The sequence below is a fragment of the Coleofasciculus sp. H7-1 genome, assembly GCF_057473865.1.
In genome coordinates this window covers 305,240-319,924 of record NZ_JBYCCT010000066.1, presented here as the reverse complement: position 1 = coordinate 319,924, position 14,685 = coordinate 305,240, and the positions used below count along the sequence as shown (strand labels likewise).

At 46.4% G+C, this 14,685-nt stretch carries 13 protein-coding genes and 1 pseudogene; 9 read left to right on the top strand and 5 right to left on the bottom strand.

The annotated features are described in order from the left end of the window. On the bottom strand, window positions 1-88 hold an 88-nt coding region (locus tag AC2VDX_RS18060), incomplete at its 3' end, for an IS1/IS1595 family N-terminal zinc-binding domain-containing protein (protein WP_486928133.1). 761 nt (window positions 89-849) lie between these two features. Between AC2VDX_RS18060 and AC2VDX_RS18055 the strand changes: the two genes are divergently transcribed. The 6 genes and pseudogenes from AC2VDX_RS18055 (at window position 850) to AC2VDX_RS18030 (ending at window position 7,725) form a co-directional block, all read left to right on the top strand. Then, window positions 850-1,692 (top strand): DUF4114 domain-containing protein, encoded by an 843-nt coding sequence (locus AC2VDX_RS18055; protein WP_378184015.1) that lies wholly within the window; start codon window positions 850-852, stop codon window positions 1,690-1,692. A gap of 280 nt (window positions 1,693-1,972) precedes the next feature. After that, window positions 1,973-4,936, top strand: a complete 2,964-nt coding sequence (polA, locus tag AC2VDX_RS18050) for a DNA polymerase I (protein ID WP_378184013.1) — start codon at window positions 1,973-1,975, stop codon at window positions 4,934-4,936. A gap of 25 nt (window positions 4,937-4,961) precedes the next feature. Continuing rightward, window positions 4,962-5,983, top strand: a pseudogene (locus AC2VDX_RS18045) (Rpn family recombination-promoting nuclease/putative transposase). Window positions 5,984-6,282: 299 nt separating this feature from the next. After that, window positions 6,283-6,540 (top strand): DUF4160 domain-containing protein, encoded by a 258-nt coding sequence (locus AC2VDX_RS18040; protein ID WP_378184011.1) that lies wholly within the window; start codon window positions 6,283-6,285, stop codon window positions 6,538-6,540. Further along, the gene (locus AC2VDX_RS18035) at window positions 6,518-6,955 is read left to right on the top strand and encodes a DUF2442 domain-containing protein (protein WP_378184009.1); all 438 of its coding nucleotides are present in this window, start codon (window positions 6,518-6,520) and stop codon (window positions 6,953-6,955) included. The genes AC2VDX_RS18040 and AC2VDX_RS18035 overlap by 23 nt, the downstream gene beginning before the upstream one ends. A gap of 197 nt (window positions 6,956-7,152) precedes the next feature. Continuing rightward, window positions 7,153-7,725 carry a thermonuclease family protein gene (locus AC2VDX_RS18030; RefSeq protein WP_378184007.1) on the top strand — a complete coding sequence of 191 codons (573 nt, stop codon included), beginning with the start codon at window positions 7,153-7,155 and terminating at the stop codon, window positions 7,723-7,725. Window positions 7,726-7,761: 36 nt separating this feature from the next. On the opposite strand, the gene AC2VDX_RS18025 is transcribed toward AC2VDX_RS18030, so the two are convergent. Together AC2VDX_RS18025 and AC2VDX_RS18020 are read right to left on the bottom strand one after the other, a co-directional pair. Then, entirely contained in the window at window positions 7,762-8,028 is a 267-nt protein-coding gene (locus AC2VDX_RS18025; protein WP_378184005.1) for a lipopolysaccharide assembly protein LapA domain-containing protein, read from the bottom strand. A gap of 71 nt (window positions 8,029-8,099) precedes the next feature. Continuing rightward, on the bottom strand, window positions 8,100-9,539 hold the full coding sequence (locus tag AC2VDX_RS18020; protein WP_378184058.1) for a phosphoglucomutase/phosphomannomutase family protein: 1,440 nt from the start codon (window positions 9,537-9,539) through the stop codon (window positions 8,100-8,102). 293 nt (window positions 9,540-9,832) lie between these two features. Here AC2VDX_RS18020 and AC2VDX_RS18015 point away from each other — a divergent pair, with 293 nt between their 5' ends. From AC2VDX_RS18015 to tsaB, 3 genes are all read left to right on the top strand, one after another. After that, on the top strand, window positions 9,833-10,390 hold the full coding sequence (locus AC2VDX_RS18015; protein WP_378184003.1) for an Npun_F5560 family protein: 558 nt from the start codon (window positions 9,833-9,835) through the stop codon (window positions 10,388-10,390). Continuing rightward, window positions 10,383-11,081 carry a hypothetical protein gene (locus tag AC2VDX_RS18010; protein WP_378184001.1) on the top strand — a complete coding sequence of 233 codons (699 nt, stop codon included), beginning with the start codon at window positions 10,383-10,385 and terminating at the stop codon, window positions 11,079-11,081. Before AC2VDX_RS18015 ends, AC2VDX_RS18010 begins: the two co-directional genes overlap by 8 nt. Window positions 11,082-11,159: 78 nt before the next feature. Beyond that, the gene (gene tsaB / locus AC2VDX_RS18005; protein ID WP_378183999.1) at window positions 11,160-11,861 is read left to right on the top strand and encodes a tRNA (adenosine(37)-N6)-threonylcarbamoyltransferase complex dimerization subunit type 1 TsaB; all 702 of its coding nucleotides are present in this window, start codon (window positions 11,160-11,162) and stop codon (window positions 11,859-11,861) included. A 94-nt stretch (window positions 11,862-11,955) separates the two neighbouring features. On the opposite strand, the gene AC2VDX_RS18000 is transcribed toward tsaB, so the two are convergent. Continuing rightward, complete coding sequence (locus AC2VDX_RS18000) at window positions 11,956-12,297, bottom strand: hypothetical protein (RefSeq protein ID WP_378183997.1); 342 nt, start codon at window positions 12,295-12,297, stop codon at window positions 11,956-11,958. 491 nt (window positions 12,298-12,788) lie between these two features. After that, window positions 12,789-14,354 carry an iron uptake porin gene (locus AC2VDX_RS17995; protein ID WP_378184056.1) on the bottom strand — a complete coding sequence of 522 codons (1,566 nt, stop codon included), beginning with the start codon at window positions 14,352-14,354 and terminating at the stop codon, window positions 12,789-12,791. Window positions 14,355-14,685: the final 331 nt, after the last annotated feature.

Here is a 14,685-nt window from a genome sequence, read left to right as displayed (position 1 = left end):
GACCACATTCCGCACAGATGTGATTTTGCTTACCTTGCTTCACACCATTCTTACGGGTATGAGTAGAACCACAACGAGGACATTGCATGGCTAAGCACCTTGAATTCATACTTTATTATGCAACGCCGTCACTTGTAGTGATGTCAATCGCTGTCTCAATTAGCGATCGCTTCCGCAACAGCAGGCTAAACGTTCTCGTTGACGTTGTTGCAGTCCATCCACAAAGCAATTGTTGCTGCCAACGGGGTTCATTTTGGCACCAGCCATCGACGCCACAGAACTTTTCTTCTTAACTGAGCCTGAGACAAGCAGATGGATAGAGAATTCAGCACTTTCAGCTTATCTGTTTTGTCTGTTCCTTATCCCAAAATCACCTTACGTAATCTGCGTAGGCTGTCAGCGTCGCGTCGTGCGTATTCCCAGTTCCTACTGGTGTTTTCACCTGACTCTAGAAATTCCCCCATTCTTGATAATACTGAACTCTTGCGGTTAGCACTGCCAAGCCAAAAACGCTATCCGCAAAATCCCTTAAAAGCTTTCAGAATATTTACCGATATGCTTCAAAAAAATCTGCAAAAACCGAGGAGAATACTGCTAACAAATTCAGGAATAATTAGGAAGCTTGTAAGTATATTCAATCATCTTGCGTAAATATCGAATAGTGTGAAGAGGTCAAAAAGAATTAAAAAAGTCGTAGACAAAGAATTAAGATTTCAGTTATGAATAGACAAGGAAAAGAAAACACACGTCTGCACCGGGCTTCTAAAGTAAAAATAAACTAAATTATTTTGGATGTATTTGCCGGTTAGATGGGGTGAAGTCGTTCATCGCCTTGGTAGAGGTACTCAAATGAAAATCAAAGTAATTACTAGTCTGCTCGCCGCTGCTGCTGCCCTGACCGGCGTCATCTCTGCAACTGCACCGGCATCGGCTGAGATTAACTGGGGTCCTGTAAATACTGCACCCACAAAGAATACATTGAGCCAATCTGATGATTTTTCAAACATCAGCACGCTTATAAATAGCTTAAACTCGCAGCTCAACAAGTCTCAGGAAAAATACGCATTTCCTAACTTGAGCCTTTTAGGCGGTCAATCATTTGATTTGAGCAAACTAACGTTGCAAAACAACACTGATGTTCGCGCTTACTTCGTCAATGAAGGGGCGGATTATAACAATCAGCTGGGTTATCAAGCACTTGACAGTAACGGGAACATTACCAAAGATGGAATGGCTTTCTGGGAACTCAACAGCACAGAAAGCATTAGGGAAAATCAAAGTAGCTTTACCGATCTCAAGCAAGGAGATTGGGTCAACTTAGGCAACTTCAGCAAAGGTACAACCCTAAACTTCCAGTTGAACGCTAATAGCTTATACGGCACCAGCAACTCCTACGGCATTTACAATTCTGCTTTTAATGCTCCTAACCCCGATGGACTACAGCACGCCAAAGGGTATCTCTTTAACTCCCGTTACTTGGTGGTCGGTTTTGAAGATTTGTACGGAGACGGAAGTGAGACTGGCGTGACTCCAGCATCTGACCGGGATTTCAACGACACAGTTTTCATCGTCGATATCGGTAAGCAAGGTCTGCAAAGCGTACCTGAACCATCTGCAACGTTGGCACTGGTAGCTGTGGGTACGTTAGGTATGTTTGGACTGCGTCGCCGCCGCAGCCAAATCAACGGCTAATCACCTGGCTTATCGCTGATAATCTTTGCAAGTTCAAGTAGTCAATAACCCCTGTTTCTAGCCTGCGCCTGCGGGCTTTTTTATTAGGAAGTTTATCTAGCAGCTACTTCGCTGTAAGCGTAGCCAGTGCTAAGCGCATAGCTAGGAATTTCCCCCAGGGGTAGCTAAAATCAGTCAGGCTGAGCCGTGAGATGAGATATCTAACGGCTTGTTCGCGTGAAGCGAGCAATCTGAGCCATTGAAAGAATATCTGCTCTCTGGCGCTAGCTAAAATAAGGCTATGTCTCAATCTACCTCTGCCTCCAACCCATCTAACTCCGCCGCTAGCTCATCCCAAAACCGACCTCTACTCATCCTAGTAGATGGTCACTCGTTAGCCTTCCGCGCCTACTTTGCCTTTGCTAAAGGGCGGGATGGAGGCTTAAAAACAAAGACTGGGATTCCCACCAGTGTTTGTTTTGGCTTCCTCAAGTCGTTACTGGAAGCGATCGCATCCCAGCAACCTCAGGCGATGGCGATCGCATTCGACCTCGGCTTACCCACTTTCCGCCACGAAGCCGACGACACCTATAAAGCTGACCGCGCTGAGACGCCAGAAGACTTTATCATCGACCTGAAAAATCTCCACGACCTTTTGGATGCCTTGAATCTGCCAATTGTGACGGCACCGGGCTATGAGGCAGATGATGTCTTGGGAACGCTCTCACAAAAGGCGAGTGCCGCCGGGTATCGGGTGAAGATTGTTACGGGCGACAGAGATTTGTTTCAACTGGTTGACACGGCAAAGGGAATTAGCGTTCTTTATCTCGGTCAAACCTTCTGGCAACGTGGCAGCAGTACAGGGCCAGTAGAATTTGGGCCAGAGGAAGTTAAAGAGAAACTAAAGGGCATTACACCAGAGCAGGTTGTCGATTACAAAGCTCTGTGTGGCGACGCCTCCGACAATATCCCCGGTGTCAAAGGAATTGGCGACAAAACCGCTGTGAAGTTGCTTACAGAGTACGGCTCCCTGGATGGGATTTATGCCTCATTGGATGAGATGAAAGGAGCGGTCAAGCAGAAGCTGGAAGCCGGGAAACAAGAGGCATACCGTTCCCAGCACTTGGCAAGGATAGTTCTTGATGTCCCCCTAGACGTTAGTTTAGAAGACTGCCCGCTGAAGGGATTTGATAACGCCGACCTAGAACCGCTGCTAGAAAAGTTAGAGTTTAAGACTTATTTGAGCCGAATCAAGCAGTTGCAGCAGGCATTTGGCGGTGTGGCAGAGGAAGCTAAACCCGTTGAATCTAAAGAAGAACTTGAAGAAATCAGTTTTGATGATGGCGACCTCTGGTTTTTCAGTGCCGCTGACACCGAAGCTGCTAGCAAGGCAGACACAAATGCTGCTAGTAAGATTAGCGCCCAAATTATTAATACTCCAGAAAAACTGACAGAACTGATAAAGCAGCTGCAAAATTGCACCGACTCTGACAAACCCGTAGCTTGGGATACGGAAACGGATGCCCTAGAGCCACGAGACGCCCAACTTGTGGGGATTGGCTGCTGCTGGGGAATCGATCCCTCTGAAGTTGCCTATATTCCCACGGGTCACAAAACTGGTGAAAATCTGGATAAAACGGCTGTCTTAGAAGCGTTGCGTCCGATTCTGGAAAGTGCTGACTATCCCAAGACGTTGCAGAACGCCAAATTTGATCGGCTGGTGTTGCGCTGTCAGGGAATTAACTTGGCTGGGGTGGTGTTTGACACGATGCTTGCCAGTTACGTCCTGAATCCAGAAAACAGCCACAACCTCAGCGACTTAGTCCTGCGGCATCTGGAGCTAAGTATCAGCAATTATACGGATGTGGTGCCGAAAGGTAAAACAATTGCCGATCTGGATATTCAGACTGTAGCCTACTACTGCGGGATGCAGGTCTATGCCACATTCCAGTTGGTGCCAAAGCTACGAGAAAAATTAGAGGAAGTCCCCGCTCTTCACCGGCTGTTATGGGAAGTAGAACAACCTTTAGAGCCAGTTTTAGCCCAGATGGAATATGTGGGCATCCGCATTGAGCCAGCCTATCTCCAAACACTATCGCAAGAACTGGAAAAGGATTTAGCGGCGATTGAGCAGAAAGCTTATCAGGAAGCCGGGGAAAAATTTAGCTTGGGTTCACCGAAACAACTGAGCCAAATCTTATTTGACAAACTCAAGTTAGACACCAAAAAGTCTCGTAAAATTCAGTCGGGTTATTCTACAGATGCCGCAACGCTGGAAAAACTGCAAGGCGATCATCCACTTGTCGATGCCGTTTTAGAGTACCGCACCCTCTCCAAGTTGAAGTCTACTTATGTGGACGCTTTACCCTTGCTGATACGTCCTGATACCCAGCGGGTGCATACGAATTTTAATCAGACAGGTACGACAACAGGGCGATTGTCTTCTTCTAATCCCAACTTACAAAATATTCCCATCCGCACAGCGTTTAGTCGGCGGATTCGCAGAGCATTTTTGCCAGAAACTAGTTGGTTACTGGTTGCTGCTGACTATTCGCAAATTGAGTTGCGGATTTTGGCTCATCTGAGCCAAGAGCCAGTGCTAATTGAGGCATACCAGCAAAATGAAGATATTCACAGTGTCACCGCTCGGCTGTTGTTGGAGAAGGATACGGTGACATCTGAGGAGCGCCGATTGGGGAAGATTATCAATTTTGGCGTAATTTATGGGATGGGGGCGCAGCGATTTGCACGGGAAGCTGGGGTGAAGGCGACAGAAGGCAGATTGTTTATCGATCGATTTAACGAGCGCTATCGCCAGGTTTTTGAATATTTGGAGCGGGTGAAACGGGAAGCGATCGCTCACGGTTATGTCGAAACTATTCTAGGACGCCGTCGTTACTTTAACTTTGAGGGTGGCAGTCTCCGCAAGCTGCAAGGTAGCAATCCCGATGAAATTAACCTTGACAAACTGCGTAATTTGGGACAAGCTGACGCCGGTTCGCTACGCGCCGCTGCTAATGCTCCAATCCAAGGTTCTAGCGCCGATATCATCAAGATTGCAATGGATAAACTGCACGCAGTTTTGCAGAATTATCAGGCGCGTTTGCTATTGCAAGTTCACGATGAATTAGTGCTTGAAGTTCCTCCCTCTGAATGGGAAGAATTACAGCCTCAAATTCGCTCGACGATGGAAAACGCCGTTTCCTTGAGCGTTCCTCTTAAGGTTGATGTGCGTGCAGGGCATAATTGGATGGAAACGAAGTAAAGAATCGTAACTTCAAAAAACGCGGATGATTGACCATGACCGCTTATTTAAGGAACTCCTCACTACCTTTTTCGGGGAGTTCATAGAGTTATTTTTGCCAGAAGTAGCAACTTATCTGGAACGCGACTCCATAGAGTTTTTAGACAAAGAAGTTTTTACAGATGTTACTGCTGGCGAACATTATGAAGCTGATTTAATCGTCAAGACTGAATTTCAAGGTCAGGAATCTTTCTTCCTAATTCATGTAGAGAACCAAGCACAACATCAAGCTGACTTTGGCAAGCGAATGTTCCGCTATTTCTCCCGCTTGTCTGAAAAATTTGACCTACCTGTATATCCTGTGATGGTATTTTCTTATAACAGTCCCAAAACTCCAGAACCTAACGTTTATCAGGTGGTCTTTCCTAATAAAGTTGTTTTGCAGTTCAACTATGATGTCATTGAGCTAAATCAGCTGAATTGGCGGGATTTTGTGCAGCAACCCAATCCAGTTGCTAGTGCGCTAATGGCGAAAATGAACATCGCTGCTAAAGACCGCCGCCGCGTAAAATTTGAATGTTTGCGTCTTTTGGCTACTTTGAGGCTAGATCCTGCCAAGATGCAATTAATTTCCGGATTTATTGACACTTACAGCGTTTTCTTTCTGGATGAGGTACAGTCAAGCTTCCAAAATCAAAGGTTTTAGGCGATCCTCGTACCTCACTAGCTTCAAAAGTGCTGTACCTGCGCTTAAGTTCACAAGAAGAAAGGCTTTTAAGAGCTGACATTGCTAGGATGGAGCCAAATGAGCGGGAGGTCATTATGCGAATCGTCACTAGCTGGATGGAAGAAGGTATTGAACAGGGAAAGCAACAAGGAAAACAGGAAGAGGCACTATCGCTGGTTCTGCGCCTACTGCCTCGGCGAATTGGCGCAATTCCCTCTGAGTTACAACAGCGCATTCAGCAGCTATCCCAGGCTCAGTTAGAAGATTTAGCAGAGGGGTTGTTGGATTTCTCCTCTTCAGAAGATTTGGAGGATTGGTTGCGCCAGGTTGCAACTGAGTAGAGTGACTGCCAATAGGTGTGGATGAGTTAGTGTTTAAAATACCTCCCTTGACTGAGAAGAATTACACCCTAAGATTCGTTCCACGATGAAAAATCCTGTTTCTTTGAGCTTTTCTCTAGTGGTTGATGTCCGTGCTGGACAAAATTGGATGAAGAGCAAGTAAAAACATACTCCGTAGCAATCCTATCTCCACCCTTGGCAGTCTAGCCAAGATTTTTTAGTATGTTGACAAAACCCAAGCGCTTAGGTTAGTATAAAAATATATAAATACTCTTATTTCAATTTCTATACAAAACTTTATGGCAAGCGTACTTACAAAAGATGGCTTTAGCGTTCGTATTTACACCAACGATCACCTTCCGTCCCATGTCCACGTTATTAAAGCTGGTGGAGAAGCCAAGATCAACCTTGGCAGTGAAACTGAGCGTCCTACATTGGTCGGCATCTGGAACATGAGCGATAAAGATGCAGTTAAGGCGCTGAAACTTGTTATCGCTCATCAGGTGGAACTATTAGAGAAATGGAGAGAGATTCATGGAGAACCTACATCTGAGTGAGGAAAGCTTAAAGAGTGAAATTGCCCAGGCAAGAGCGGCAGCAGCGATCGCAGATGCCTCAGAGCCACGCGCTCACTCCGCCTACTACGATCCGAATGCTGGTCGCATCGTCATCGAACTGCGAAATGGAGCTAGTTTTCTGGTTCCCCCTGAGTTGGTTCAAGGATTGGCGGGGGCATCCTTAGATGATCTCACGCAAGTGGAAGTCACCCCTTCCGGAGCCGGACTGCACTGGGAAAAGTTGGATATAGATATGAGCATCCCCGCCTTGATGGTAGGGATATTTGGAACTAAGGCTTGGATGGCTGAATTAGGCAGCCGAGGAGGCTCTACTACCTCAACAGCAAAAGCAACAGCGGCTCGCAAAAACGGTAAGCGAGGGGGACGACCGCGAAAAACAGCTCAGAAGGTATAGCAACAATGCCTGTGTTTCCACCACAGCAATGTCTGTATCTCCCGTAGGTTTGCCCATCTGATAGTTAAGCTCAGCGCAAAGAAGATGCGATCGCATCTCCCTTCACCACTGCCAAAAGCCAGCAACAGGCGTCCGAAACTATTGGACAATGGAAACGTCTGTCCAGATGGACTTTTCTTTTGTAGTAAATATTTATAATGACCGGCACTCGCAAACTCATCCAAAACTCTCTCGTCTGGACTGGTGCAGTTGTTCTCATCCTTGGCTTGGTGGGATGTGAAGCTATTTTTGGTCCTCCTACTTACCCAGTTAAGCGAGTCAGCGATGGGGATACTCTCGCCGTGACGGATCGCAGTGGGAAAAACATCAACGTGCGCTTTGCTTGTGTGGATGCTCCGGAAGTTCCCCATTCTAGTAAGGAAAAGGCAAGCAAAAAAGCAGCAGATCAAAACCAATTCAAGTGGGGAATTAAAACCCAGCAGCGATTGCAAGAATTGGTACAGCAAGGAGGCGATCGCGTTCGTTTAACTGTAACCGATACTGACAGGTATGGGCGCAAAGTTAGCGAGGTGCGTCTGCCCGATGGCACTTTTATTCAGGAAGTGTTGGCAAAAGAAGGACTGGTGCTGGTGTATCGTCAATATCTAAAAGATTGCCCTAGCGCTGCTATCGTTGAGCAAGCAGAAGCTGAGGCGAAGAAGAGTCGGCGCGGCATTTGGCGTGACTCCAAATTTCTGCCGCCGTGGGAGTATCGGAGTGACAGTAAGTAGCAAAGGCTCATGGTTCATTGCAATGAACAATAACCATCAAAAGTCTTCGTCAGCATACTCACTGGCATCTTCTGATTGAGACTGATTACTGGAAGGCAATCCCCAAAAAACGGGCACGAGGGCACTCCCAATCGCTCCCGCGCCAGCACTAAACGCCAGCACGACGCCTACCGGCATCCGGATCGACTGGAAAGTTAGAAATTTCACCGATACCGGCGTGATGTTTTGAATGGAAAAAATAGCGATCGCGGCGACGGAACTGGCTAAAATCAGCGAGGTAAGCAGGTTGGTAAAGGCTTTCATGTTGATAATGGCTAGTGGGTATCCTGCTACCGAGTAAGAGCAAGAGCAATGCCCTTGCCCCTACCTATCATTTAGACTGCGACGGGTTCCAGTTGGTTAATGGTTTGTTCCATTTGCTGGACGATTTGGGTCATTTTTTCTGGAGTGTTCGTTTCCAGATAAACCCGCATTAGCGGTTCTGTTCCGGAAGGACGCAGGAGTATCCAACTGCCTTCTTCTAAGTAGAGTTTGATCCCGTCTTTGCGCCCTACTTCTTTCACTTTAATTCCTGCAACTTCTGCTGGTGGATTTTTGGTGAAATCATTGATGACAGCGGCTTTGTGGGCGTCATCTAAGTGCAAATCGAGACGTTTGTTGTACAGGGGGCCATCGGCTTCCGCGATCGCTTCTTCTACTAGCTGACTTAAAGGCTTGCCTTCGTAAGCGATCGCTTCTGCCACCAGCATATCGGCTAAAATACCGTCTTTTTCGGGAATATGCCCGATAATGCTCAATCCGCCTGACTCTTCGCCGCCAATCAATACCTGCGTCTCGCGCATTTTCTCGCCGATGTATTTAAAGCCTACTGCTGTTTCGTAGATTTCCAAGCCGTACTTAGCCGCGAGGTTATCCAGCAGATGGGTGGTAGCAACGGTGCGGACAATCGCGCCAGTTTTGCCTTTATTTTTGACTAAGTGACGCGCCAGCAACAGCAGCACGGTGTTCGGTGTCAGCACGTTTCCTTGTTCGTCAACAATGCCGAAGCGATCGCTATCTCCATCCGTCGCCAAACCTAAATCTGCCCCGTCTCTTTTCACCGCTTCGACGAGTTCAGTCAATTGCTCTCCCTTTGGTTCCGGCATTCCACCGCCAAAGAGAACATCGCGGTAGGTGTGGAATGCCTCTGTATCGCAACCGCAGCGATCCAAGACGGTATCCAGGTAGCCGCGAGAAGTCGAGTAGAGGGCATCATACTTCACCTTTAGCCTTGCGCTCTTGATTCGCTCTACATCCAGCAGTGTGTAAATAAACTGGAGATAATCTGGCTTGGGATCAAAGGTGGAAATCTTATTGGCATTGTTGCCACTGGGCGGCTCATCCGTAGCACTTTCAATATTTGCTACAATTGTATCCGTAATTTCCGGTGTAGCTGGTCCGGCGTAATCGGGAATGTATTTGATGCCGCAATAAGGTGCTGGGTTATGACTGGCAGTAAACATCAGCGCTCCAGCAGAATTGAGAAGCTTAGCGTTGTAAGCAATGACTGGCGTCGGGCAATCTCGATCGACAATTTTCACCGTCCACCCGGCATCTACCAAAACTTCAGCGGCAGTCCGGGCGAATTGGTCAGCTAAAAAACGAGTATCGTAAGCTACTAAGACGGGACGGTCTTTGGAATAGGCGTTTTCGAGATAACTCGCGATCGCCCGCGTTACTTTACACACATTGGCGAAGGTAAAGTCATCGGCGATAATCCCCCGCCATCCATCGGTACCAAATTTAATCTTGTTTGAACTGCTGGCTGCACTCATCTTAACCACTTCCTCTTGAGTCCACCTAAATACTACAAGACGCCGATCGCTTTCCATCTCGCCGCCAGATGACAAATGGCTTGTATAAACAGAACCATTTGCTCGTGGCAGTAGAAAATCTAGCTGAATCTGAGGATACGATAGACCCAACCCTTAATTGCAAACAAGGGTAGCAATCAGGTGTTAATTGCCGTTGCAAATGGTAAATTAAGCTGCAAAAGCATTATGAGCAATCCGCTCTCGCCTCACGCCTGCCATTAGGAAAATCATCTCAATAGGAGCCGTAAGCCATTGTGAGCCAGACAGACACGCCAAACCTACAAACGCTTCAATCTGACGTAACTCGCCTGCGCGAAGAGTTGCAGATGCGAGATCAACTGGTTCAGCAGTTGTCTCAAGAACTATTCCGGCTGGTCAAGGGCAATGCCAACTTTATGCCCAGACCGGAAGTTTCTGAGCGGCACATGGCTCAGATGAGAGCGCTGCGAGAACAACTGCAAGAGGTCGAACAGCAGGTAACGTTCTACCAGGAACAGATTACCACCCGCGACACCGAGATTTATCAATTGCGGCAGTCCGTACAGGAATTGACCGACCGCAGCCGGATGCTAGAGCAAGTGGTGCAGGAGTTGCCACAGATTTATCGCCAGAAATTTGCCGAACGCATGGCACCCGTGCGGGAGAAAGTGGCGATGCTGCAACGGGAAAACCGTCAACTCCATGCCGAGTTGCAAAGTGTCAGCTACCGTCTAGCTGTCAGAACCCGTCGCACGACGACAGGACTCGATCTGCCCAGTTTCCCGCGTGCGGGTGTTCGTAATAGCCCGATTCCCACCTTTGGTCATGCGTAAAGTTCTGATTGTGGTTGATGCTGTTGATGAATTTGCGGCATCGCCCACAACAGCCGAAATGGTGTCTGCCCTCAAGCAAAGCGCGCTCAATTCACCAGTACCGACAACGATACAAATTGTAGAGACGCAATTTATCGCCTCTGCTGGCGCGGACTTGCAAAACCAAGCAGAAATTCTTTGGTGTCCTTTAACGCTGAATTTGCCGGAAAACTTGGAATTTCCAGCCCAATCCCTCTATCAGGCTTGCCGCAATGTGACAGGCTTACGCCAGTGGGTGGAGCAATTAGGACACCCGTCGGGTGTCGGTGATTTCTGGTTGCCAATAGTTCTCACGGCAAAGGGACCGCTCTACGGCGAGGTAATTGGTAGGGTTGAGGATGATGAAAGTAGGCGCTTAGAACCGGCTTTTAAAAGTTATCGTCAGCCGGTGCATCTATCGGATTTCTGGCGTCAGCCACTGTACGAACTGGGGCATCGATTGCTGCAATTTTTATCAGCGCCATCGGCTGTTTATTTATTACAGTTCGGCTTTCAAGAGCAAGAGATTGTTTTTGACCGACTTTTGCCTTTTCCGGGGGAACCGGCGATCGCTACCATCAGCGTCCAAAAGCCAGATTTATTCACCTGCCACTGGCACTGCTTGACGGGTCAAGCAATTTATGATCTGCAAATCAACGCCATTAATGACTAAGAAGTCGCGGCTACGCACTTGTAGGAACGCCGATTTATGGTGTCTCCCTGTCTGGACTATCGATCCCTTGAACTGGGTATGAATTCCGTGAAGCTCGATCCAACAAAATACGGCTTAGCACTGCATACCAGCAGTCCTGAACTAGGTCTAGCACTAAACAACTTTGCTGGAGATTCGCGCTGCCAAACTTGGGATTTAGGGCGCGATTTATCTACCCATTTACACCATCATCTGGTTGAGTTTATTCAGCCGCAGATGTGGGCTGATTTGACATTTATCTGTGTGGCAATAGGCCCAGGCAGCTTTACAGGGACTCGCATCGGCGTTGTTACGGCGCGTACACTGGCGCAACAGCTGGATATTCCCCTGTTTTCTGTCTCTACACTGGCATCTGTGGCTTGGTCAGAAGCCGGTAAAAGTAAACAGCAAAAAGGCAATGCAAATAGTGAAGAATCTTCACTCAGCAATGCGATCGCTGTGCAATTGCCAGCTCAACGGGGTCAATTATTTACCGCCATTTATCAAGTATCGCCATCCGATTCGGGACTCGCTCAGATGTTACCAGATAGCGTGATGACACCGGCAGCATGGCAACAAACTTTGGAAAGTTGGCATCCCTATCAGCTAATTGATATCGCCGCTAGGGCTGGGCTAGGGGCAACGGTTTCGAGCCTACTAGAACTCGCCTATCTAGATTGGCAACAGGGAAAGCGCCCCCACTGGTCAGAAGCGCTACCCTTTTATGGTCAACACCCCGTGGAGGAGAAAGCAGGGCGGTAGGATTAGAGATGCGATCGCTTAAAGATATCAAGCCAGCAACGTCTACAATAATTTCGATACTATCTCAAAAATTTCAACCTATTACTACTTGGCGCTACTGTCGCATCGAAGATACATCAAAAATTCTGCTTGACATGGGAATTCGTTGATTAACACTGGCTTTCTTGCCAGTTACAGTTGAGTTAGAATCAGTAGCTTTAATTCCAGCTTCAGAGACAACAACTTGCTCAGAATTGGTAGAATTGGCGGCAGCATTACCAACGTCAGATTTAACGCTTGTATTCCAGGCTGGGATTTGATCATAGGAGTCTGGGTGGATAGTATCAACAATGTTACTTTCTGAGGAAATAACAGTTTGCGCTTGAGAATTAGTCGCAATCAAAACAGAGCTTTCAGTTAAAATCAAAACTAGCAAAGAAAAAATAAATTTAGTCATTTTGACTACTCAACCTCCTTGAATAAATAAACTAACTTTTGCCAAAGCACAAAGAATCTGTATCTGTCAGCAATTGCAGATGTAAATCCTTTAAATCAAGCAATAAATTTTTCTGCTGTAAATGTTTTTAAAGGCAGACAAATACAGCAGAATTTACAATTTCTATTGAGGTTGATTAAAGAGTGACAAATAACAACTAGAGATTCTTGGAATTGCCACTATAATTGCTTAACCGAACCTTATCTCAATTTATAGCTTTTACTCTTTTATCTACAAGCGAAATAACACTGAAAATAAAAAAAATCCTAAATTAAAAAAAGAGTGTATTTAGTAAATCTACGGTATATTTGGATAAAGTTTTTATAGTTAAATCAAGTTTTGATGAAGTGTAAACTGGCATTTTGCACCAGAATGTCATCCTGAGCAAGCTCGCAGAATTCCTGCGATGTTGCACTTCGCTTAATGTGACAGGTGTAGATAGGGAAATTTTCCTAGAAGGAGAAGCTAGTCCGTAGTATACCTACAGCGATCGGATCGCTGGCGGGTGTATGTCCTGGTTCAAAAATAAAGACTACCCCTGGCGTGATGCTAATGTTGTCCGTTGCCTGCCAACGATAGAATGCTTCTACGTGAGTGGTGGTTCCAGGTTGTCCTCCTTCTCGTCCCAAACCCGTATTGAAAAAGTCAGGTATATTATTTCCTACGGGCAAATCGCTGCTAACAATTTTTGGCGGTTGTCCAATGTAAATTCCTCCCAAATTTCCTTGTCCAAATAAATCGGGAAAATTGAGATACACCATATAATTAGTTGTTTCTACATTTCCCGATCTTCCTGGAATGTAGGAATTGGTGTAGCCCGCCCAGCTACCTAACGTGATACGTGGCGTAATCCGCCAGTTAATCGTGGCACCAACGGCATTAGTTTGCAGGGATGCTGAATTGCCTGTCAGTGGATTAATAGCACTCAACTGGTCGTCTCCAATCCCAGTCAGCAAAGAACCATTGGGCGAGTAGTCATTAACATAATACAAAGTGATATCAAGCGGATCGGTTGGGGTAAGCGCTAGTTGGACACCGGCGGTATTATGTCCGTCAGGTCGTCCATCGCTATTAAAAAATCCTGGAATAGTAGTTGAGTAAACTGCTTGCAAACTGGCACGTTTAGCAAATTGCCAATCAAAACCGATACCACCACGACCAAAGCCAATATTCAAAATCGGGTTTCTTTGGGCAAAAGCAGAAATTGGACCTGTGGCAGCGCTTTCCACACGATTGGGTCCTCGGAAAGCGTAAGCCATATTTACCCCTTCTGTCCCCACGAGGACAGCAAATTTGTCGGTGAGGAGGAAGCGGTAGTTTAGGTCACTCAAAATCACATCGTTATCATTAAATAATTCATAGCTAAGTAGGACATCGTTAGTTAGTCGAGGTGCAGTGGTTCCTTGACTAGCTTGGAGACCTGCTAACAGGTAACTACGCTCATCAAATTGGGTAGTTAGATACAGCTGATTAAAATTAATTACGTTGATGTTCGTACCACGGTCATCAGTCTCTTTTTTGCCATCTCTAGGAAATAAATCGGCGCGATTGTTGCTACGCCCTTGAACGCCAACAATTGTCAGTCCGCTCAATTTAGTAGTTGTAGAAAATTGGGTTGCTTCTATTTCCGCAGTGCGAGCTTCCAAGCTATCCACCGAACCCCTGAGACTTGCTAATTCGATTGCAAATTCTGATTGCAATCGCTGTAAGGTAGCGAGATCCTCTTGTCTGATTCCATCAGCAGTTGCTACCGGAACCAGGTTATTAATTTGCTCCAAACAAGCATTTAATCCGGCTGCAAATTCATACCGCGTTAGGGTACGATTACCACGATAAGTATTATCCGGATAGCCCGCGATACAGCCATAGCGTTCGATAAGCGATCGCAGTGCTTCATACGCCCAATCTGTTGGTTCCAAGTCTGTCATCTGAGAAACATTGGTCACTTGCTCCATAGGAGCTTCAGCAGCTTCTGACTCCTCTGCATTTTCCTGCCATAGTTGCTCCACCTGTTGCATCGTGGTGTTATCAGGCTGATTATCCAAATTTGGTAAATCTGAATCTGCCTTTAAAAACGTAGTAATTTCTTTGCTCTTTTGAGGTGTTTTCTCTACATCCGCAGCATGAGCAGCTTGAGAGGCAAAGCCATTTACTAAAATCCAGCTAAATAACCCGTATTTCAAACTTGAGCAAATAAATTTCTTTAAGATAATTTTAAATATCATTTGCTTCCAACTCCTCTCACACCACACTTTACTGAGCTACTCATATATCTCAGTAACAACCTCAACAAAAATTTAGCAGAGTCGGTCATATTTGTGACCAACTCTGCTAAATATGTCACACAAA